Genomic DNA, 20,575 nt, shown 5'->3' with positions numbered 1-20,575 from the left:
ATCCCGATCAGCGGCACCATGGATCGGCGGAGCGATCCGCCCGGTTCCACGAGGCGCAGAAAATCTTCAAGGGTGGCGCCGGTCGCGCGCAGGATCTTGGCGATCGACTCGGTCGACGGCCAGCGGTCGCGTCCCTCCGGGCTCGTTCGTTTCGACTTGTTGAAGCTGGTCGCATCCAGTCCGGCCTTGCGGGCCAATCCCGATGCGGTCATCCCGTGGCGAGCAGCCAGGGCGTCGACGGCGGCCCAAACGCGGTCATGAGACAACATGGTTGTGAACCTTAGCTGGGCTGTCCGAATTCACTGAACCCGAACCTAATGGTAGGAATTAAGGTTGTTCTGTGGCTTGCGCAATATGAAAAAAGTATCGCCCTTCGGAGTTAATCTTGCGGTTGCTCCTTTTGCCGTCGCTCGCTACTCCACAATAGCATGACGACGATTTACAAAATCTGTGCGCGCCAACTGTGGAGCGTGGCCGAAGCGGCTGGCCGGTTCGACGGCGCGCCTGTCGACCTACGGGATGGTTACCTCCACTTTTCCACGCTCTCGCAGGTCAGGGAGACCGCCGCGAGGCACTTTTCCGGCCAGACGGATCTTCTGTTGATCGCAATCGACGCGGAACGGCTCGGCGACAGGCTCCGTTACGAGCCATCGCGGGGAGGCGACCTGTTCCCGCATCTCTATGGTTCGCTGCCGCTCTCGGCCGTGCTGTGGTCGAAGCCGCTCCCCCTCGGCCCCGACGGCCGCCATGTCTTTCCGGATACCGAATCATGATCGCCTCGCTGCTGCCATCTCTCTTCCCCTTGGCCAAACGGCTGCTGCACACCCTCGACGCGGAGACGGCTCATCACCTGACGATCAAGAGCCTGTCGGCCCTGCCCATCGGGCCTTTGCCCAAGGACGACGCCCGCCTCGGGGTTGACGCATTCGGCCAGCACTTCCCCAATCCGGTTGGGCTCGCGGCCGGGTTCGACAAGCAATGCGACGTGCCGGACCAGCTGCTCGGGCTCGGATTCGGTTTCGTGGAGATCGGCGGCGTCGTGCCGAAGCCCCAGCCGGGCAATCCACGCCCGCGAGTGTTTCGCCTGCCGCGGGACGAGGCGATCATCAACCGGTTCGGCCTGAACAGCGACGGGTTGGCGGCGGTCAAGAAACGTCTGTCGGCGCGGCGAGGAAGGCCCGGCATCGTCGGTGTGAATATCGGAGCCAACAAGGATTCCGATGATCGCATCGGCGATTATGTCACCTGCATCCGCGAGCTCTGCGGGCTCGTCGACTTCATCACCATCAACGTCTCGTCGCCGAATACGCCCGGATTGCGGGACCTCCAGGGGGAGGCGTTCCTGGACGACCTCCTGGCGCGCTGTATCGAGGCGCGCGACGAGGCCGATGCAGGAAGCTCGCCAACGACGATTCTGCTGAAGATCGCCCCCGACCTGTCCCTCGACGGCCTCGATGCGATCGTGAAGACGGCCCTCGCTCGCCGGGTCGACGGCCTGACGGTTTCCAACACCACCATCGACCGTCCGCAGAGCCTCAAGGAAACTGCGCTCGCAAAGGAGACCGGCGGGTTGTCCGGCAGGCCGCTCTTCGCGCCCTCGACAAGAATGCTCGCCGAGACGTTCCTGCGGGTCGAACGCCGCGTTCCGCTGATCGGTGTCGGCGGCGTCGACTCGCCGGAGGCCGCCTGGGCGAAGATTCGCGCCGGCGCCAGCCTGATCCAGCTCTATTCGGCGATGATCTACAAGGGGCCGGGACTCGTTGCCGAGATCAAGAGCGGATTGCTGCAGCGACTCGACGCGGACAAGACCTCGCTGGAGCAAGCCACGGGCCGTGACGCGGCGCAGATCGCCAGAGGAACGCTCTAGGCGAGACGCAAGAAGGTCGCCTTCGTCAGCCTTGGACACAAGAACGCCTGCCCGGTTCCCCGCGCCGCGAGGAAGAACAGGAACGCAATCCAAAGACCGGTATTTCCGGCATCACGCATGACGAATAGGAGCGCGACGAACAGCGCGAACGCCAATACCATGAGGTTGCGCATCGCCGCCGTCCACGTCGCGCCGGTATAGATCCCGTCAAACGCGAAAGCCGCCGCTCCCACGAGCGGGGTGAGCGCCGCGAAGACGAGGAATTCGCGCGCATAGGCGCGCACATCGGCATTGGTGGACACGAAATCGATGAAGTGCCCGCCGCCGAAAAAGAACAATGCGAAGACCGCGATCCCGAAGCCGAAGCTCCAGAACAGGCTCAGGCCGACGGCGCGCCGGAACCCGCGCTCGTCGCGGGCGCCGATGCATTGGCCGCACAGGGTTTCGGCCGCCGTGGCGAACCCGTCGAGGAAGTAGCCGCCGATCAAGAACATGTTGTAGAGCACGGCATTCGCCGCCAGCGTCACATCGCCTGATCGCGCGCCCATGGCACTGAAGATCGAGAAGGCGGCGATCAACGCGATGTTGCGGATCATGATGTCGCGATTCATCGCCATGGTCTGGATCATGGCGGCGCGGTTGAGGATTTCGCCCCATGTGACCGACAGGGGATCGGAGCCGAGGCGACGCAGGACAAGGATCCCGAGCGCGACGCCGATCGCCTCGGACAGCGCGGTTCCCAGCGCTGCGCCCGCGACGCCGTAATCGAAGGCGAGGACCAACGTGGCGGTCAGCACGATGTTGATGAGGTTGATGGCGACCTGAAGCAGAAGCCCCAGATCCGTTCGGCCGCGCCCGAGCGTCGAACCGAGGATGACGTAATTGGCCAGCGTGAACGGAGCGGCCCAGATGCGGATGAAGAAATAGGTCGACAGGGCCTCGGTCACGGCCGCGGACGCGCCCACGACCGGAAAGGCGATCCCGGCGATGGGCCATTGCAGCAGCACCAGCAACGCGCCGGTGATGCCCGCGACGACCAGCGCACGGGCAAGCGTGCGATCCACTTCGCGGCGGTCTCCCGCGCCGGTCGCCTGAGCGGTGAGGCCGGCGGTGGCCATGCGCAGCGAGCCGAAGCTCCAGAACACGAAATCGAAGATCACCGCCCCGAGCGCGACCGCGCCGAGCAGGTGGGCCTCGCCGAGCCTGCCGACAACCGTGGCGTCGACGAGGCCGAGCAACGGCGTCGTCACGTGAGACAGGGTCATCGGCAGGGCGAGCATCAGCAAGCGCCGATGCGTGACCTCGATCATCCGTTGCTTCGACAGGGTGTCCACGAGGCTATCAGCGCCGGCCGAACAGACGGGCGAGCAGCCAGATCGGCACGACGATGATGGCTCCGTACAGCACCCAGCGGCCGATTTCCACGAGAGTGTCGAGGCTGAGGTCGAAGACCGAGGCGATCCAGCGATAGAGGCCCTCGACCAGCCCGAACGGCGTGATCCCCAGAAAGGCCATGAATGCGCCCACGAGGAGCGACAGGAAGATCAGTTTGGCCAGGACGGAGCCGGGGGAGCCGCCGAGAAACCGGTTCATATTGGACATACGCGTAACCCTCATCGCCGGAGCCGGGCTGGACCCCGGCATGGGCGTGTGCTTCATCGCAAGGGTCGACGATGAACGCAACACCCCGAGTCCCGCATGATCGACCCTGCGCTTTTCGACCCCGCCGCCATCAGCGAGGAAATTCGCCAGCAGAATGAAGCGATCCTGAAGCGGCTCGCGAGCCTGCCCGACCCCTCCTCGGTGGCGCCGTCGGTGATCAGGGAGCGCCGCCGACAGGGGCTCGGCCCCTTTCCCGATATGCCCGCGAGCCCCCGCGCGACAATCATCGAAATCGACGGGCCCGCGGGCGCCATTCCCTTGCGGATCATCGCGCCCGCGCAGCCGAAGGGCGTCTATTTTCATATTCATGGGGGCGGCTGGACATGGGGCACGGCCGACGAACAGGATCCCTGGCTCGACCGTCTGGCCGAGCGCTGCGGTCTGGCGGTCGTATCGGTAGAATATCGGCTGGCGCCGGAAAATCCGTTCCCGGCAGGCCCCGATGATTGCGAGGCTGCTGCCCTTTGGGTGGTTCGCGAGGCGCAAAGCCGGTTCGGGACCGAGCGGCTGTTCATCGGCGGGGAATCCGCCGGCGCGCATCTGGCGTCGCTGACGYTCCTGCGCCTGCGTGACCGGCACGGCCTCGCGCCCTTCCGGGGCGCCAACCTGTTTGCGGGGTGCTACGACCTCAGCCTGACGCCCAGTGTGGCGAACTGGGGCAGCGACCGGTTGATTCTGAACACGAGCGACGTGCGCATGTTCACGGATTATTTCTGCGGTCCCGACCGCGACCGGCGCGATCCGCGGATCTCGCCGCTCTATGCCGACCTGAAGGGGCTCCCGCCCGCCCTGTTCTCGGTCGGCACCCGGGACCTTCTGCTGGACGATACGCTCTTCATGGCGGCGCGATGGGCCTCGTCGGGGAACCGTCACGATCTCGCCATTTGGCCGGGCGGATGCCATGTGTTCATCCGCTTCGACAGCCAGCTTTCGGAAGCGGCTTTGTCGCGGATCGACGGGTTTCTGACGGCGCTCTAGTCGGGGATCGCAGGGGAGGGACGCTGCGTGACCCCGATCTTGGCGGCGGCGATCACGGCCTGCGTGCGGCTATCGACGCCGAGCTTGTCGAGAATGGCCGAAACGTGGGCTTTCACGGTCGCTTCGGACACGCTGAGCTCATAGGCGATCTGCTTGTTGAGAAGGCCTTCCGACAGCATGGTGAGAACGCGCACCTGCTGCGGCGTCAATGTTCCCAGACGCCGGACGAGATCCGCCGTTTCCTTGTCCTCAGCGGCTGTGAGATCCACATCGGGCGGCGTCCAGGTGTCGCCGGCGAGGACCGCCTCGATGGCGCCGCCGATGCTGTCGATATTGATGGATTTGGGGATGAAACCCGCCGCCCCGAACTCCATGGCGCGCCGGATGACGGTTGCTTCCTCGGTCGCCGATACGATGACGACAGGAAGCTCCGGATGCTGGGCTCTGAGCGACATCAGCCCGGAAAACCCCTGAACCCCGGGCATCGTCAGGTCGAGAAGGATCAGGTCCACGTCGCGCTCATGCACCAGGGCGGCGTTCAGGTCTTCCATACCGTTGGCCTCGATCACGCGAGCCTGGGGCATGATCGAACCGATGGCCTGGCGCAGGGCTCCGCGAAACAGCGGATGGTCGTCGGCGATCACGATCGTGGTATTCTGGCCTTGCACCCTGTCTTCCCCCACGCAACCTCCTGAGCCTTACCCGGAACGGTCATAAAATAGCAAGGCGGCCGGAGAATCCACGTTTTTTGTGGTCCCGAAAACGGCGGCGCGCGTCACGCGCCGATGAGATGGAACACCACGTCCCGCGTTTGCTCACGGTCGCGATGCTCCAGCAAATAGATACCCTGCCACAAGCCTAGCACCATCTGTCCGTCGAGGACCGGAATGCCGAGGGAACTGGCGGTCAGCATGCTGCGGATATGGGCCGGCATGTCGTCCGCTCCCTCAGTCGTGTGCACATAACCGGCACCGCGCGGTGCGAGCCGGTCGAGGACGGTCATCAGGTCGAGCCTGACATCCGGGTCGGCGTTTTCCTGGATCAGCAGGGATGCGGACGTATGACGGCAATGAACCGTCAGCAGGCCCTGAAGAATGCCGCTCGCGAACACCCAACGGGATACTGCTTCCGTGAGTTCGGTGAAGCCGGGTCCGTTCGTGTCGACCAGCAGCCGGCCCGTCGCCTGCTGCGTCACGCTGCCCGCGGCTAGAGTTTCGATTGCAAGACTGCTCATGCTGTCGACCTTTCGTCTCACATGTCCTTCAGCGGATGGACTTCCTTCTCGCCGCGCTTGAGGATTTTCTCGAGCGTCTCCAGTCGATCCGCCTCGCCGGCTGGCTTGTCCCAGCGGATTCGGCTGATGCGGGGAAACCGCATGGCGACGCCGGATTTGTGCCGGGTCGAGCGCTGCAGGCCCTCGAACGCTACTTCCAGCACCAGCCCTTTGTCCTTGCCATATTCGACTTCGCGGACCGGTCCGAAACGATTGACGGTGTTGTTGCGGACGTAGCGATCGAGCTTGCCCAGCTCCTCGTCGGTGAAGCCGTGATAGGCTTTCCCGACGGGCACCAGTTCTTCGCCCTCCGGACCGTCGCGCCAGACGCCGAACGTATAATCCGAATAGAACGACGACCGTTTGCCGTGACCGCGCTGGCCGTACATCATCACGGCGTCCACCAGATAGGGATCGCGCTTCCATTTGTACCAATAGCCTTTGGGACGACCGGGCAGGTAGGGACTGTCCGACCGCTTGACCATGCAGCCCTCGATCGCATCCGCATCCGGGCCCGCGCCGACGGATGCCGGGTCCGAGCGCGCGGCGCCGAGTTCCTCCCAGGACGAAAACGGCACCATGGCGGACAACTCGATGCGGGGGTCGCCGATCCGCGCGACGAGCGCTTCCAGACGTTGGCGGCGCTCGGCAAACGGAAGATCGCGCAAGTCCTCGCCGCCCTCGGTCAAAATGTCGTAGACGCGCAGATGCACCKGAAAATCGGCGGTGAGTTTGGGAGTCACGGCTTTGCGGTTCAGGCGCTGCTGCAGCACGTTGAAGCTCTGCACGCGCCCGTCGCGGACAATCAGCAATTCGCCGTCTATGGCGCCCTCGAAATTCAGCGCCTCGACGAGATCGGGGAAGGCCCGCGACACATCCTCGCCGGTGCGCGAATAGATGCGCCGGACGGATCGCCCGTCGCTCGCGAGGCCCGCCACCGCCTGTAGGCGGATTCCGTCCCATTTCCACTCGCCGACGAAATCGACGGCATTCAGTTTCGCGAAATCCTCGTCCTCCAGCGGATGGGACAGCATCGGCGGGCGGAACGGCGCCGGATTGGTCGATTCCGGCTTCGGCCCCCGCGCTTCCGCCCAGGCGAAAAGCTCCTCATAGGGCGCGTCGAGCCCGTGCCAGATCAATTCCACCTCGTCGGGCTCGAACCCGCCAAGCTGCGCCACGGCGGTCTTTGCAAGCCGCGCGGAGACGCCGACCCGCAATTCACGGGTGATGAGTTTCAGGAGCGCCCATCGGCCGGTCTCATCGAGGGCGTCCAGCCATCCGGCGATCTTCGCTGGCAATTCGCTCTTGCCGGCGGTGGCGAGGGTCTCGACGACCTCGGTCAGGGTCGGCACATGGAGCGGGGGGTTGTTGTGCCCGGGTCCCGCCATCTCCGGCGAGCCCTGATCGCCTTCCGGGTTCGGCCAGATCAGCGCCACCGTCTCGGCGAGATCGCCGACGTAATTGTAGGACATGCGGAACAGCACCGGGTCCGTCCGTTCTTCGACGAGCCCGCGGATCAGCCCGGCCTTGGCCTCCTTGAACATCAGGGACGAAGTCAGCGCCGCGAGCGCATAGCCCCGGTCGGGGTCCGGCGCATGGCTGAAGTAATCGACCATCAGGCGCAGCTTGGCGTTGCGGCGGGGCTCGAAGGCCAGGCGGTCGAGGAGGGCGGCGAAGCGGTTCATGGGGAACTCGGCTCCAGGGCGCTGTCCGGGACCGGCGCTTCCTCGACCTCGCCTTCATCGCCGTAGCCGAGCATATGCAGCGGTCGCGCCCGGATGGCGCGGGTTTCGCACCAATGAACGAGGGCGTCCTCCTGGCCATGCGTGACCCAGACCTCACCGGCTCCGGTGTCGAGGATCGTGCGGCACAACTCGTCCCAATCGGAATGGTCGGAGATCACCAGGGGCAACTCGACGCCTTTCTGCCGGGCGCGGGCCCGGACGCGCATCCAGCCCGAGGCGAAGCACGAGACGGGGTCGGGAAAGCGGCGCGACCAGAGGTCCTGGAGCGAGGAGGGCGGGCAGACCACGATGGCCCCGGCGAGGCTGCCCCGCTCGGTGCCCGCGACCTTCGGCGTGTCGCCGAGCGGCACCCCTTCGCGCTTGTAGAATTCGGTCAGGCGCTCCATCGCCCCATGGAGATAGATCGGCCTGTCGTACCCAGCCTCCCGGATCAGTGCCATGACGCGCTGGGCCTTGCCCAGCGCATAGGCGCCGACGATATGGGCGCGCTCCGGAAACAGCGCCACCGAGTCGAGGAGCTTCCGGACCTCGTCGCGCGTATCGGGGTGGCGGAACACGGGCAATCCGAAGGTCGCCTCGGTAATGAACACATCGCAGGGGATGACCTCATAGGGGAGGCAGGTCGGATCGGAGGCGCGCTTGTAGTCGCCCGAGACCACCACGCGGGTGCCCCCCGCCTCGATGACGATCTGGGCGGAGCCCAGCACATGGCCGGCGGGCGTAAAACGCACCGTCACGTCGCCGACCCGCATGTCCTCGCGCAAAGTCGCCGCCTGTCGCGTCTCGGCGAAATCCTCGCCGTAGCGGAGCGCCATGATCAGCAGCGTCTCGCGGGTCGCCAGCACGGAGCGGTGGCCGGACCGGGCGTGGTCGGAATGGCCGTGCGTGATCAGCGCCCGGTCGACCGGGCGCACCGGATCGATGTGAAAATCGCCAAGCGGGCAATAGAGACCTTGCGGGGTCTGGGTGAGGATCTCGGTCGAGCGCAATGCCATGGGTCGGGAATATAGGGAGCCGATGCGCGGTTGACAGCGGCTCCCCTGGCCGACCCCGGCTTACTGGGCGGGCTTCGAGGGATGCGGCGCATCCTCGTAGCAGCCGAGCACGGATTGGTCGAAATCGATGATCGAGCCGGTCATCAGGCCGGATTCGCGGCTGGTGAGGAACGCCACCGTGCGGGCCACTTCCGCGGGCTCGAGAAGGCGGCCGAACGGCTGGTTCTTGACGGCATCATCGAGCCACCCGTCCTGCGCCCCGTGATAGGTCCGCATGATGCGGTCCTCTCCCGGCGTGTTCATCCAGCCGATATTCAGGCCGTTCACGCGGATCCGGTAGGGCATCAGGCTGAAGGCCGCGTTCTTGGTCAGGGTCGCGAGGGCGCCCTTCGAGCCGCAATAGGCGGAGATGAACGGCTGGCCGCCATGGGCGGACATCGACAGGATGTTGACCATGGTGCCCTCGATCTTCTCCCGCCGCATGATCGTGGCGGCCTCCTGCATCAGGAAGAAAGGCGCGCGGACATTGACGGCGAACATCCGGTCGAACAATTCGGGCGAGGTGTCGAAGATCGTGCCGCGATCGGTCATGCCGGCGGCGTTGACCAGGATGTCGACCCGTCCGAAGGCGCTGTCGGCGCGCTTGGCGACCGCGCGGGCCTGCTCCACATCTGCGAGGTCGGCGGTGACGAATTCCGTGCGGCAGCCTTGCGCCGTGATGTCCCTGGCGACGGCTTGGCCGCGCTCGGTGTTGCGGCCGCAGATCACGAGGCCGGAAGCGCCCCGTTCGGCGAGTGTCCGGGCGATGGTTTCGCCGAGGCCCTGGGTGCCTCCGGTGACGATGGCGACGGCGTTCTTGAGGGACGAGAGGGAGGAGGTCATGGTGGAATGTCTCATGGTGGGGTGAGGCGAGCCTGACCCCAAGTCGGGCCGGAGAGCAAGTCGCGGCTTGCCGCGTCCACATGGGAAGATCGATGATGCGTGGCGAAGCCGGGATTTGTGCCTATCTTGGTTGAAGATGGCTAAATCCAAAGCGTCGCTGCTTCCTCCCCCCTTTCGAGACTGGTTCCTGGCCCGTGGCTGGCAGCCGCGGTCGCATCAGCTCGAATTGCTCGAAAAGGCGGGGGCGGGGCGGTCGGTGCTGCTCGTTGCACCCACGGGGGCCGGCAAGACGCTGGCGGGCTTCCTTCCGACCCTTGTCGAATTGTCGGAAGCAGTCGCCAAGGGCAAGGCGCGCAGAGACCACGCGCTTCACACCCTCTACATCTCGCCGCTCAAGGCGCTTGCCACCGACATTGCCCGCAATCTCGAAACCCCGGTCCGCGAGATGGACCTGCCCATCCGGATCGAGACCCGGACCGGCGATACGCCATCGCACAAGCGCGCCCGCCAAATCGAAAAGCCGCCCGATATCCTTTTGACGACACCGGAGCAGCTTGCGCTCCTGCTGGCGCACCGGGAGGCGCGGGAGCTGTTCGGCGGGTTGCGGCGGGTCGTGCTCGACGAATTGCATTCGCTGGTCACCTCCAAGCGGGGCGATCTGCTGTCGCTTGGCCTCGCGCGACTGTTTGCGATGGCGCCGCAGATGACGACGGTCGGATTGTCGGCGACCGTTCGCGAACCGGACGACCTGAGGCGTTATCTGGCGCCCCAGCACGGCGAGGGTGGCCTTGCGGATCTGGTCACGGTCGCGGGGGGCGCCGCGCCGGATATCCGGATGCTGGAGATCGACGAGAACCTGCCGCTTGCCGGCCACACGGCCTCGCTGTCGATGCCGGCCATCTACGACCTCATCCGCCAGCACAAGACGACGCTCGTCTTCGTCAACACGCGGCTGCAGGCCGAATATACGTTTCAGGAGCTGTGGAAGCTCAACGACGACGGCCTGGCGATCGCCCTGCATCACGGTTCGCTGGACGTGTCCCAGCGGCGGCGGGTCGAGGAGGCGATGATCGCCGGCAAGCTCAAGGCCGTGGTCTGCACCGCCACCCTCGATCTCGGCATCGATTGGGGCGACGTGGATCTGGTGGTCAATGTCGGGGCGCCGAAGGGCGCATCGCGCATCATGCAGCGCATCGGCCGCTCCAACCACCGGATGGACGAGCCCTCCAAGGCCTTCCTCGTCCCCGCCAACCGGTTCGAAATCCTGGAATGCCGCGCCGCGCTGGATGCGGTGCACGAGGCCGCTCAGGATACGCCCGACGCGCGGATCGGCGCGCTCGATGTGTTGTGCCAGCATATTCTCGGGGTCGCCTGCGCCGAGCCCTTCAGGCTGGAGGATCTCTACGAGGAAATCGTCTCGGCGGCGCCCTATGCGGGACTCACGTGGGAAGATTTCGAGGCCTGCGTCAATTTCGTGGCGACCGGCGGCTACGCGCTGCGGGCCTATGAGCGCTTCGCCAAGATCGTGAAGGGCAAGGACGGGCTGTGGCGTGTCCGCGATGCCCGGGTCGCGCAGCAATACCGGCTGAATGTCGGCACCATCGTGGAGGCGACGATGGTCAAGGTTCGCCTCGGCAAGACATCGCGGTCTCGGCCCGGGACGGTGCTGCCGCGTGGCCGCATCCTTGGTGAGATCGAGGAATATTTCGCCGAGACCCTCACGCCGCGGGACACCTTTCTCTTCGCCGGCGAGGTGCTGCGGTTCGAAGGCATCGTCGAGGACGAGGTTCTGGCGACCCGCGCGGCGGTCGGAACCGACCCGAAGATCCCGGCCTATGACGGCGGCAAGTTTCCGCTCTCGACATTCCTGGCCGCGCGAGTCCGGGCGATCCTGGCCGATTCCTTCGAGTGGGACCGGTTGCCGGGCCAGATGACCGAGTGGCTGTTGCAGCAGCGGCGGCGGTCGGGGGTGCCCGGCGAGCGCGATCTCCTGGTCGAGACCTTCCCCCGCGCCGGGCGGTTCTACATGACGTGCTTTCCTTTCGAAGGACGGCCTGCCCACCAGACGCTGGGGATGCTGCTGACCCGCCGGATGGACCGGGCGGGCCTGAAGCCGTTCGGCTATGTGGCTAACGATTACGGCCTGGCGGTCTGGGGGAGTGTCGACGTCTCGGCGCGCATTGCCCGCGAGCCGAATTTTCTCGACGACCTGTTCGCCGAGGACATGCTGGGCGACGATCTGGAAGACTGGCTTGCTGAGGCAGCCCTCATGAAGCGCACCTTCCGCCAATGCGCGGTCATCGCCGGGCTGATCGAGCGCAAGTTCCCGGGCCAGCAGAAGACCGGCCGGCAGGTCACGATCTCCACCGATCTCGTCTACGATGTGCTGCGGCGGCACGAGCCGGACCACGTGCTTTTGCGGGCTGCGCGCGCGGATGCGGCAACGGGACTCCTCGACGTCAGGCGTCTTGGTATGCTGCTTCGACGCATCCGGGGGCGAATCATCCACAAGCCGCTCGACCGGGTTTCTCCCTTGGGCGTGTCCGTCATGCTGGAGATCGGCCGCGAGCGCGTCTACAGCGACGATGCGGACGACATCCTCGCAGAGGCGGAGGCGACCCTCCTCGACGAGGCCATGGCGTGACCGCATTGCTCAAACTCCGACAGGCCACCTGCGAGCTTGCCCTCCAGGGCTGCGCCATGGTGCTCGATCTGACGGGGGGCATCTACCTGCCGGAGCACGACGTCCTGCTGGTGGCGGATCTTCATTTCGAGAAAGGTTCGTCGTTCGCGCGTCGCGGCATGATGCTGCCGCCCTACGACACCCGCGAAACGCTGAAGGCCCTGGGCGTTGCCATCGGCCGGTACGATCCCCGGGTCGTGATCGCGCTGGGCGACAGCTTTCACGATATCGGCGGCCCCGATCGGCTGGGCGAGGATGAGCGGGCAACGCTCGCGCAGGCCCAGCATGGACGGGACTGGATCTGGGTGACGGGCAACCACGACCGCTCCCTTCCGGCCAGCCTCGGCGGCGAGGTGGTGGGGGAATTGGAGATCGGGCCGCTGACGCTGCGTCATGAGCCTGTCGAAGGGGCGCGTTCGGAAGTGGCGGGGCACTTCCACCCCGTCGGCAAGGTGGTGATGCGCGGACGCTCCACCCGACGCCGCTGTTTCCTCCTCGACGAATCGCGCTGCATCATGCCGGCGCTGGGGGCCTATGCGGGTGGCCTGAATGCCTGCGACCAGGCGTTTCAGCCGCTCTTTCCGACGGGATTTACGGCGCATCTGATCGGCAGCGAGCGAATCTTTGCAATCACACGCGCCATGCTCTGCCGGGATTGAAGGCTAACCCTCAATCCCGCCTGAAAATCACGTTCGCGACCCAGCCGGAGAAGAGCGCGAGGACGGCGGTCGAAAGGCCGTAGATCCAGCTCCAATCCCGCGCCGCCTCGCCGACCTGCTGCTCGAATCCCGTCTTCACCAGTTCGAAGCTGGTGTGAGTTCGGGCGAGAATCACCGTGTCGGCCAGTAACGTCACCTCCACGTCGTAATTCCCCGGCGGGGCGATGGCCGGGATCGGAATGCTGGCTTTGAAGATCGTCGGTGTGAGAAACGCAACGGCGCGGTCATCTTCGCGATAGAGCCCGTCCTGTTTCCTCAGACGCAGCAGGGCTTCGCGGAAAGGCTCATCGGCGCCATCCCGGTCATTGGTGAAATCGGGCGCGCTGATGATCGCCTGCAGGCCGATCTTCTGACGCTGGCGGAGCTGCTCGCTGGTGATCTCGGCGATGGGCCGCGATGTCAGAACGCCGAGAAAGGCGGGGGTCTGGGGGAATTTCTGCTGCTCGCGATTGAGCCACAGGGGACCGAGTCGCTCCTTCTCGCGCACGACCAGATATTGCGGCGGTCCGCGCACCGTGACGGCTGCATCGTAGCCGGTGCCGCGCGAAACCGTCTGTGCATCGCGTTCGATGGCGCCGAAGACGGCGATCGACGTGCCGGTATAGTTGGAATTGATCAGCACACGGTGGCTCGACAACGATGTCACCAGGGTCTCGGCCGAGGCCGCGCCGAGACTTCCCATGAGCAACAGGAATGAGACGAAGAGCCTCACGTGCGCAGTTCCTGAGTGCTGATCGAGAAAAACTCCTTGGGGGTGACGACGAGTTCGAGCGCAAAGCGGATTCCAACCGCCAATAACAGAATTGCCAACAGGAACCTGAAAAGCTCGGCTCGAAGATTGCGCCCGGCGCGCGCTCCGAATTGCGCTCCGAAAACCCCGCCCGCGATGAGCAGCATCGCCAGAACGATGTCGACCGCCTGGTTGGCGACTGCGTGAAGGACGAGCGATACCAGTGTCGTGCAGACGATCTGGAATTGCGAGGTCCCGACCACGATGCTGGTCGGAACACGGAAGACGTACAGGAGGGCCGGCACCATGATGAAGCCGCCGCCGATGCCCAGCAACGCGCCGACGAAACCCACGAAGAGCGCGAAGCCGAGAATCGGAATGACGCTGCCATAGAGCTTCGATCGATAGAACCGCATCCGCAGGGGCCAGAAAAGGTAGGGTGCGTGTTCCCCCGCCTGCCGCTTTATCCTGACGGTCCCGCCCCGGCGCTTGGCCCAGAACTCCCTGATGCTCTCCTTGAGCATCAGGCTCCCGACGACCATGAAAAGCGTCACATACGAGACCACGATCACCACATCGAGCTGCCCGGCCCGGCGCGCTGCCGCGAAAAACCAGACGCCCAGGACGGACCCGACGAATCCGCCGGCAACCAGGACGCCTCCGAGCTTGAAATCGAGCGCGCCACGCCGAAGCGCGTTCAGAACGCTGGTGTTCGAGGAGGCGACGATCTGCGCCGATTGGGTGGCAACCGCGACAGCGGGGGGAATACCGAGAAAAATAAGGAGGGGGGTCATCAGGAAGCCGCCGCCGATGCCGAACAGTCCCGAGATGAATCCAACCGCCGCACCCATTCCCAGTATCAAAAGGACGCTGACCGGCATTTCGGCGATGGGTAGGTAAATTTGCAACCCGGTTCCCCTATGGCCGGTGCAGCCCCGACGATGGATGTGAGTGTCGCCCTGCGACCCTTACTGGCAAAGTCCTGAACGATAGCTGACCGGCTGGACCGATTCTCACGACTTTCCGCCAGGATGAGGATCGTAAGAGGCCGTCCGTTCGGGCCCTTTCGCCGGAATGTCGTTTGCAGCGGGATCGATGGGACGGGCTCGCCACCGCTCGGCCAGCAGCTTTGCCGCCGCGAGCTCCGGCGGTGCCATCCGCTTGGCGATCTCGTCGCGCTTGGCGGCGGCATCGGCATCGCCCTGCCTTGCCGCCACATCGAACCATTGATAGGCGCGCGGCAGGCTTCTGGGTGTTCCGACGCCCCGGGTATACAGCACACCGAGATTGAACTGGCTGTCCCGCAGGCCGCCATCCGCGGCCTCCGCATACCAGCGGAACGCCGCGGCATAATCGGGTGCGCCCTGGACGCCCGCGGCAAGCAGGGTAGCAAGGTGATGCATCGCCTTCACGTTGCCGGCCTGAGCGGCGCGCTCATACCACGTCATCGCGAGGCTCGGATCGCGCGGGACCCCGAGACCCTGTTCGTAGATTGCCGCGATGCGCTGCTGGGCCGGCACGAACCCGGCCCGCGCGGCCTTTTCGAACAGGCGTGCGGCGTCGGTTTCGCCGAGACGGGACGCCAGTTCGTAAAGATCCGATGGATTTCCCGTGGCGGCGATATCCCGCGGGGCCGCAACGTTCGTCGCGGTGGATGCAAACTCGGGCGATCCAAAGCTCGAAGGCTGCAGCAAGGACGCGCCAAGCGGAGCTGCTGTTGCTTCCAACGCCGCCACCGGGACCTCTTTGCCGGGTCCGGCCGTCTCTGCCGCGGCAACCGCGACGATCAGAAGGGCGATGCCGAAAAGCAGCGGCCGCCGTTTGCCCTCGAAGGTCCGGCGGAGCCGCTCGATCAGCGAAGGCTCGGTGCTCTCCGGCGCGACCGATGCGGCGGGCCTCCCATCATCCTCCGTGGCGGCGGGGAGGCTCGTCTGCGAGGCCCGCCGCGCGGCCGCGATAAAGCTTGCGCGAACGTTCCCGAGGTCGTGCTCCTGACCGGGGATGCTCGCCCCGGCACGTTGTTCGGAATGACCCATCTCCTGGGAGGATGCGGCGCTCGGAGCGCCCGCGGAGGCCGACACTTCCTCGATCTGCGACAGCGTGGCGGCATGAAGCCTCCGCACGGCGGCCTCGAGCCGATCCGCCGGTTCGGTCCCGAGCCTCCCGCCCGGATGGGCGAGGTTCGACGGCTCGTGATCGGCAAACCGTGCGACGAGCATTTCCAGCGCGCCCTGAACAGCCAGGAGCGTCTGCTGCGTTTTGCTATCGGCTCGGGCCTGAAGCGATTTGAGTTCCGCGAATCCACTCCTCAGGGCCGTGCTTTCGGTGTTCTCCGGACGGACGTCCCGGATTGCGGCCCTGGCGGCGCGTTCCGCGATGGATTCCGCCTCGTCTCGAAGCGACACGGCGGGCCGGAGTTTCTCCTCGAGTCCGCGCAGCATCGTCTCGACATTCGACATGTCGGTGCGATCTCCAACCTCCCGGAGACCGGCTTCGAGCCTGTCGAAACGTTCCCGCAGGGGAACATGCTCGGCGGAGGACGATTCGAGCGCTCTTCCGACCTGTTCGGACAGGCGTTCGAATTGCGCGAGGACGACCTCGTCCCTGTCGAAACGCTGCGCGGTGGCGGCCGCCATCTTGTCGGTCAGATGGGTCAGCTGCGCCGCGATGGGATCGAGACCGGCGGGCTCCGGCTCGGGCCGGCGGGCCAGGGCATCGAGCTTCTCACCAAGACCCCGGATCTGCTCGGGAATGTCGTTTGCCTGTTGCTGGGCCACACTGCTCGCAAGGGCGCCGCAAACCTTCTCGAGCGCTGTCCGAAGTGCGACGAAATCCGCTTTGCCGACCTGCTGGGAGCGCAATTCGGAAATCTGGTGGGTCAGCCGCCCCATGTCGGCCGACAGGCGTTCGATCTGCTCGGGCTCGGCGCGGCTGGCAAGGTCGTGCCGGAGGTCGACGATCTGGCTGCTCAGGAAATCGACCACGGAGCGGTCGATGCCGCTCTGCGCAAGCCGATCGATCTTACGCTCCAGGCTCTCGATCTCGGACGCCAGCCGGAGGTGAAACTCCTGTTTCAGGTCGTCGGAAAGATCCGCCACCTGGCCGTGAAGCGTGTCGATCGCCCCCACCAGCGTCAGGATCGACTTACCCGACGGCTTTTTCTCGAGGTCCAGCAACAGGCCTCGAAGATTGCCGTCCAGGGCGTCGATTTCCTCGCGGGTGGCGAGAGTTGAAAGAACGCCGTGCAGATCGTCGATCTGGGAGGCGATGGCGTCGACCGCCTGCGCCGACGAGGTCCCGGCGACGGGCTGATCGAGGCGTTCGGCGAGCCGTGAGACATCGGCCCGAAGGCCGACCAGCGTGTCGGCGAGGGGGGAAAGGGCCTTTACGGCCTCCTCGACGGGAAATTCGATCCGCGCCGGCGGGCGCTCGGCCACCACGTGGCGCTCGACCGCGTCGAGCCGATCCTTCAAGGCCGACAGCGCGTCGGACATTGCCGACGCCATGCGGTCCTGTTGGGTTGAGGAATGACGGGCCGTCTCGGCAAGCCGCTCTTCCGTGCTCTCGATCCAGCGAGCGACGGATTCCACCGCGCTGGCATTCTGAAGCGACAGATCGTCATCGTAGGCATGGGACTTCCGTCCGCTTTTCGCCATCCGGCCGATCAGGACGTCGAGGTCGTCGGCGGTGACGCGGCGTTTGGGCGGAGGGGGCACGGACCGGCGTGCGAGCCGATCGGCCAGGATTTCGCCAACCCAATCCTCAAGGCGCAGACCCGCCTTGCGCGCCGCCGCCTCGGCAGCGTCGCGGGTCTCGGGATCGAGCACGTCGAGGTTCGCGAAGACGGATCGTCTCATGGCCGCGCCTGCGGGGATGGACTTGTCCGGAGACAGCAAGCCCCCACGCCGAGCTGTCGCCGCGTCGGTGGGGCGATCCCGGAGCGGCATGCGCGAGGCGTGCGGGGATCAGCGAGCCGACGGCTTACCTTCCGCCGGGCGTGGTAAAAAAGCCGTTAAGGCGGCGGGCCTTAGGACAGAAGCCGCATGTTCGTCATTCCTTTTCGGTATCCCGAAGGGAACGGCCGGACGATCCCTGCGTAAGGGGTTGCAACCGGGCCTTGCGAAATGATATTACTATGTTATACAATTTCATTATGGGAATCGCGTGCCGCCGCACGGGCGGACGGTCGTGCGAGAAAAAACATAATGGGGACTTTGATGACGACTGCATCGCACAACAGCGCCGGCACGGCCAACGAGGCCATGTCCGCATCCGACAATGATCGTTATTTCACGATCGGCGATCTCGCGCGCGAATTCGGCGTGACCCTGCGGACGCTGCGATTCTACGAGGATCGCGGATTGCTATCGCCCCGTCGGGACGGCACGGCCCGCATCTACGATGCCCGCGACCGCGACCGCCTCTCGGTGATCCTCAAAGGCAAGCAACTCGGATTCACCCTTACGGAAATCCGCGCCATGCTGGCCGAGGATCGGATGGCCAACGGCGTCGCCGCGAACCTCAACCTCTCGCTCGACAAGATCGAGGACCAGATCCGCCATCTCGAACAGCAGCGGATCGAGATCGACGAAGCGCTGGTGGAACTGCGCAACCGTCGGGCAAGCCTCGCCGTCGCTGCCTGACACCCGGCGGCCTTCCTTCCTTACTGCCCTCTCCGTCCACTCTCTCCTGAATAACCCGGCGCTCATTCGTCCGGCCGTTTCGTAAGGGCCGATCACGCAGGAGGATGCGCCGGTTCGGGTTTGACCGACCTCAAGCGGCCGCCTGCCTGCGGCTGCAACCGCCGGCTGCCGGCCGCCTCTTTGCGGCTGCCAGCCTCCTCCCGGCAGCCGCTTGCCTATTCACCGCAGCCGGACCCCGCTCGCAATTCTGCACATAGGAAATGCCCTTCCGGGGAGGACGCCCTGCGCGGTGGGCAGGCGCGCGGCGTGGGGACATCGCCGCTGGCACCCCGACACCGGCACTCTACCCTATCGGGCAGAAGGCCAAGCTCCTGCCAAGGCTCCGCTGTTTCAGCTGGTTCAGGTCGTGACCATCGCGCGACGGAAGAGGCGCCCTTCAGCCAGCAGTCCCGGCCCCCGCCGCGTCATCGACATCTCCTCGCTCCCTTGCGACCCCTTCCCATTCGCCAACTGATAGTTTAGATATGAACTATCAATTGGCGAATGAGCGGGTTGCTGTCGTCGGTTTGCGCAAGGGGGAGATGTTCGATGCCTGTCTACAAGGCCCCGGTCGAAGACGTTATGTTCCTCCTGAAGGACGTCTTTCCCATCGAGCGTCACAACAACCTGCCGGGCTTTGCGGATGCGACCCCCGATACCGTCGAGGCGATCCTGACGGAGGGCGCACGCCTCTGCGAAGAGGTCTTCGTGCCGCTGAATCTTGCCGGCGACCGGGAAGGTTGCGTGCGACATCCCGACGGCGCCGTCTCGACCCCGAAGGGGTTCAAGGCGGCATATGACGCCTATGTGGCCGGCGGCTGGATGGGGCTCTCGATGCCGGAGGCCTTCGGTGGGCAGGGTCTGCCGACCACGCTCAACGTGATCCTGCAGGAATTCCAGTCCTCCGCCAATCTGGCGCTCGCCATGTATCCGGGCCTGACCCAGGGCGCCATCGCGGCGCTTCTGCAGCACGGTTCCGAAGAGGTGAAGCAGACCTACGTGCCCAAGATGGTGGCCGGAACATGGACCGGCACCATGAACCTCACCGAGCCTCATTGCGGCACGGATCTCGGCCTGCTCAAGACCAAGGCGGTGCCGAACGGCGACGGATCCTATGCGATCACCGGCACCAAGATCTTCATCTCGTCCGGCGAGCACGACTTCACTGAAAACATAGTCCATCTGGTCCTCGCGCGCATCGAAGGCGCGCCGCAAGGCACGAAGGGGATCTCGCTGTTCGTGGTGCCGAAATTCATCGTCCGCGACGGCGCGCCGGGGGACCGGAACGGCGTCTCGTGCGGATCTCTCGAACACAAGATGGGCATCCACGGCAATGCCACCTGCGTGATGAATTATGACGGCGCGAAGGGTTGGTTGATCGGCGAGGAGAACCGGGGTCTCAACGCCATGTTCGTGATGATGAACGAGGCGCGGCTCGCGGTCGGTGTGCAGGGTCTCGCGCAATCCGAAGTCGCCTACCAGAACGCGGTGGCCTACGCGAAGGACCGGCTGCAGGGCAGGGCGCTCACCGGCCCGAAATTCCCCGACAGGCCGGCGGACCCCATCATCGTCCATCCCGATGTGCGCCGCACGCTTCTGTCGATCAAAGCCTTCAATGAAGCGGCGCGGGCCCTGCTGGTCTGGACGGCGCTCAAGAGCGATGTGGCCCACCGCTCGACCGATGCCGCCGAACGGCAGGCGGCGGAGGACCATATGGGCCTGATGACCCCGGTCGCGAAAGGCGTCCTGACCGATCTCGGCTTCGACAACACTGTGAAGGCCCAGCAGATGTTCGGCGGCCACGGCTATGTCGAGGAATGGGGGATGTCGCAATTCGTCCGCGATGCCCGCATTGCCATGATCTACGAGGGCGCCAACGGCATCCAGGCGATGGACCTCGTCGGACGCAAGCTCGGCAAGGACGGCGGACGCGCCGTCATGGCGTTCTTCAACGAGGCGGCCTCGTTCTGCCAGCTCCATGCCGGCGACGATGCCATGAAGCCCTTCGTCGGACCGCTGCAAAAAGGCCTCGGCGACCTCCAGCAGGCCACTATGTGGTTCATGCAGAACGCCATGGCGAAGCCCGACAACGCGGGTGCGGGGGCCACCGACTACATGCATCTCTTTGGGCTTGTCGCCATGGGGTATATGTGGGCCAGGATGGCGAAGGCGGCCCTCGACAAGAAAGCCAGCGGCGACGGTGAGAGCGCCGCCATGGAGGCAAAGCTCCTGACCGGCCGCTTCTACATGGAGCGCCTGATGCCCGAGACGGCGACGCGCCTTGCTTGCATCACCACCGGGGCCGATGCCACGATGGCGATGCCGATGGAGGCATTCTGAACCGCTCGGGGCGGAAGTC

18 protein-coding genes are annotated in these 20,575 nt (G+C 65.4%); 7 read left to right on the top strand and 11 right to left on the bottom strand.

Annotated features, from left to right (window positions below):
• On the bottom strand, positions 1–269 hold a 269-nt coding region (locus AC1DVM_RS12375; RefSeq protein WP_477254734.1), incomplete at its 3' end, for a helix-turn-helix domain-containing protein.
• 159 nt (positions 270–428) lie between these two features.
• Between AC1DVM_RS12375 and AC1DVM_RS12370 the strand changes: the two genes are divergently transcribed.
• Both AC1DVM_RS12370 and AC1DVM_RS12365 read left to right on the top strand, forming a co-directional pair.
• A complete protein-coding gene (locus tag AC1DVM_RS12370) occupies positions 429–773 on the top strand; it encodes a DUF952 domain-containing protein (RefSeq protein ID WP_477254733.1) in 345 nt (114 codons plus the stop codon).
• A gap of 8 nt (positions 774–781) precedes the next feature.
• Complete coding sequence (locus tag AC1DVM_RS12365) at positions 782–1,867, top strand: quinone-dependent dihydroorotate dehydrogenase (protein ID WP_477254736.1); 1,086 nt, start codon at positions 782–784, stop codon at positions 1,865–1,867.
• Here the strand turns inward: AC1DVM_RS12365 and AC1DVM_RS12360 are convergent.
• Both AC1DVM_RS12360 and AC1DVM_RS12355 read right to left on the bottom strand, forming a co-directional pair.
• The gene (locus AC1DVM_RS12360) at positions 1,864–3,177 is read right to left on the bottom strand and encodes an MATE family efflux transporter (RefSeq protein ID WP_477254735.1); all 1,314 of its coding nucleotides are present in this window, start codon (positions 3,175–3,177) and stop codon (positions 1,864–1,866) included. The genes AC1DVM_RS12365 and AC1DVM_RS12360 overlap by 4 nt on opposite strands.
• 31 nt (positions 3,178–3,208) lie before the next feature.
• Complete coding sequence (locus tag AC1DVM_RS12355) at positions 3,209–3,469, bottom strand: DUF6460 domain-containing protein (protein ID WP_477254732.1); 261 nt, start codon at positions 3,467–3,469, stop codon at positions 3,209–3,211.
• Between the two features lie 96 nt (positions 3,470–3,565).
• On the opposite strand from AC1DVM_RS12355, the gene AC1DVM_RS12350 reads away from it, so the two are divergent.
• A complete protein-coding gene (locus AC1DVM_RS12350; RefSeq protein ID WP_477254731.1) occupies positions 3,566–4,507 on the top strand; it encodes an alpha/beta hydrolase in 942 nt (313 codons plus the stop codon).
• Here the strand turns inward: AC1DVM_RS12350 and AC1DVM_RS12345 are convergent.
• The 5 genes from AC1DVM_RS12345 to AC1DVM_RS12325 all read right to left on the bottom strand — a co-directional run bounded on the left by AC1DVM_RS12345 (position 4,504) and on the right by AC1DVM_RS12325 (position 9,402).
• The gene (locus AC1DVM_RS12345) at positions 4,504–5,190 is read right to left on the bottom strand and encodes a response regulator (RefSeq protein WP_477254730.1); all 687 of its coding nucleotides are present in this window, start codon (positions 5,188–5,190) and stop codon (positions 4,504–4,506) included. The two genes, AC1DVM_RS12350 and AC1DVM_RS12345, sit on opposite strands and share 4 nt — an antisense overlap.
• Before the next feature lie 92 nt (positions 5,191–5,282).
• On the bottom strand, positions 5,283–5,741 hold the full coding sequence (locus AC1DVM_RS12340; protein WP_477254729.1) for a secondary thiamine-phosphate synthase enzyme YjbQ: 459 nt from the start codon (positions 5,739–5,741) through the stop codon (positions 5,283–5,285).
• A 17-nt stretch (positions 5,742–5,758) separates the two neighbouring features.
• Positions 5,759–7,465, bottom strand: coding sequence for a cisplatin damage response ATP-dependent DNA ligase (locus tag AC1DVM_RS12335; protein WP_477254728.1), 1,707 nt, complete (start codon positions 7,463–7,465; stop codon positions 5,759–5,761).
• On the bottom strand, positions 7,462–8,520 hold the full coding sequence (locus AC1DVM_RS12330) for a ligase-associated DNA damage response exonuclease (RefSeq protein WP_477254727.1): 1,059 nt from the start codon (positions 8,518–8,520) through the stop codon (positions 7,462–7,464). Before AC1DVM_RS12330 ends, AC1DVM_RS12335 begins: the two co-directional genes overlap by 4 nt.
• 60 nt (positions 8,521–8,580) lie before the next feature.
• Positions 8,581–9,402 (bottom strand): SDR family oxidoreductase, encoded by an 822-nt coding sequence (locus tag AC1DVM_RS12325; RefSeq protein WP_477254726.1) that lies wholly within the window; start codon positions 9,400–9,402, stop codon positions 8,581–8,583.
• A gap of 136 nt (positions 9,403–9,538) precedes the next feature.
• On the opposite strand from AC1DVM_RS12325, the gene AC1DVM_RS12320 reads away from it, so the two are divergent.
• On the top strand, positions 9,539–12,046 hold the full coding sequence (locus tag AC1DVM_RS12320) for a ligase-associated DNA damage response DEXH box helicase (RefSeq protein WP_477254725.1): 2,508 nt from the start codon (positions 9,539–9,541) through the stop codon (positions 12,044–12,046).
• Positions 12,043–12,744 (top strand): ligase-associated DNA damage response endonuclease PdeM, encoded by a 702-nt coding sequence (pdeM, locus tag AC1DVM_RS12315; RefSeq protein WP_477254724.1) that lies wholly within the window; start codon positions 12,043–12,045, stop codon positions 12,742–12,744. The genes AC1DVM_RS12320 and pdeM overlap by 4 nt, the downstream gene beginning before the upstream one ends.
• Before the next feature lie 10 nt (positions 12,745–12,754).
• On the opposite strand, the gene AC1DVM_RS12310 is transcribed toward pdeM, so the two are convergent.
• The 3 genes from AC1DVM_RS12310 to AC1DVM_RS12300 form a co-directional block, all read right to left on the bottom strand.
• Entirely contained in the window at positions 12,755–13,516 is a 762-nt protein-coding gene (locus AC1DVM_RS12310) for a TIGR02186 family protein (RefSeq protein ID WP_477254723.1), read from the bottom strand.
• Positions 13,513–14,442 carry a sulfite exporter TauE/SafE family protein gene (locus AC1DVM_RS12305; protein WP_477254722.1) on the bottom strand — a complete coding sequence of 310 codons (930 nt, stop codon included), beginning with the start codon at positions 14,440–14,442 and terminating at the stop codon, positions 13,513–13,515. Before AC1DVM_RS12305 ends, AC1DVM_RS12310 begins: the two co-directional genes overlap by 4 nt.
• A gap of 105 nt (positions 14,443–14,547) precedes the next feature.
• On the bottom strand, positions 14,548–17,391 hold the full coding sequence (locus AC1DVM_RS12300; RefSeq protein ID WP_477254721.1) for a hypothetical protein: 2,844 nt from the start codon (positions 17,389–17,391) through the stop codon (positions 14,548–14,550).
• A 360-nt stretch (positions 17,392–17,751) separates the two neighbouring features.
• Here AC1DVM_RS12300 and AC1DVM_RS12295 point away from each other — a divergent pair, with 360 nt between their 5' ends.
• Together AC1DVM_RS12295 and AC1DVM_RS12290 are read left to right on the top strand one after the other, a co-directional pair.
• Positions 17,752–18,177, top strand: coding sequence for a MerR family transcriptional regulator (locus tag AC1DVM_RS12295; protein ID WP_477254720.1), 426 nt, complete (start codon positions 17,752–17,754; stop codon positions 18,175–18,177).
• Between the two features lie 588 nt (positions 18,178–18,765).
• Entirely contained in the window at positions 18,766–20,556 is a 1,791-nt protein-coding gene (locus AC1DVM_RS12290) for an acyl-CoA dehydrogenase C-terminal domain-containing protein (protein WP_477254719.1), read from the top strand.
• The last annotated feature ends 19 nt before the right edge of the window (positions 20,557–20,575 follow it).

The sequence above is a fragment of the Microvirga sp. P4_A5 genome (assembly GCF_056402495.1).
This window is presented reverse-complemented; position numbering and strand designations above follow the sequence as displayed.

Excerpts from the sequence above, each read along its gene's own strand:
- AC1DVM_RS12300 (WP_477254721.1), bottom strand. The coding sequence starts at position 17,391 with ATGAGACGATCCGTCTTCGCGAACCTCGACGTGCTCGATCCCGAGACC.
- AC1DVM_RS12295 (WP_477254720.1), top strand. The coding sequence starts at position 17,752 with ATGACGACTGCATCGCACAACAGCGCCGGCACGGCCAACGAGGCCATG.
- AC1DVM_RS12370 (WP_477254733.1), top strand. The coding sequence starts at position 429 with ATGACGACGATTTACAAAATCTGTGCGCGCCAACTGTGGAGCGTGGCC.
- AC1DVM_RS12330 (WP_477254727.1), bottom strand. The coding sequence starts at position 8,520 with ATGGCATTGCGCTCGACCGAGATCCTCACCCAGACCCCGCAAGGTCTC.
- AC1DVM_RS12355 (WP_477254732.1), bottom strand. The coding sequence starts at position 3,469 with ATGTCCAATATGAACCGGTTTCTCGGCGGCTCCCCCGGCTCCGTCCTG.
- AC1DVM_RS12290 (WP_477254719.1), top strand. The coding sequence starts at position 18,766 with ATGCCTGTCTACAAGGCCCCGGTCGAAGACGTTATGTTCCTCCTGAAG.
- AC1DVM_RS12320 (WP_477254725.1), top strand. The coding sequence starts at position 9,539 with ATGGCTAAATCCAAAGCGTCGCTGCTTCCTCCCCCCTTTCGAGACTGG.
- AC1DVM_RS12325 (WP_477254726.1), bottom strand. The coding sequence starts at position 9,402 with ATGACCTCCTCCCTCTCGTCCCTCAAGAACGCCGTCGCCATCGTCACC.
- AC1DVM_RS12340 (WP_477254729.1), bottom strand. The coding sequence starts at position 5,741 with ATGAGCAGTCTTGCAATCGAAACTCTAGCCGCGGGCAGCGTGACGCAG.
- AC1DVM_RS12360 (WP_477254735.1), bottom strand. The coding sequence starts at position 3,177 with ATGATCGAGGTCACGCATCGGCGCTTGCTGATGCTCGCCCTGCCGATG.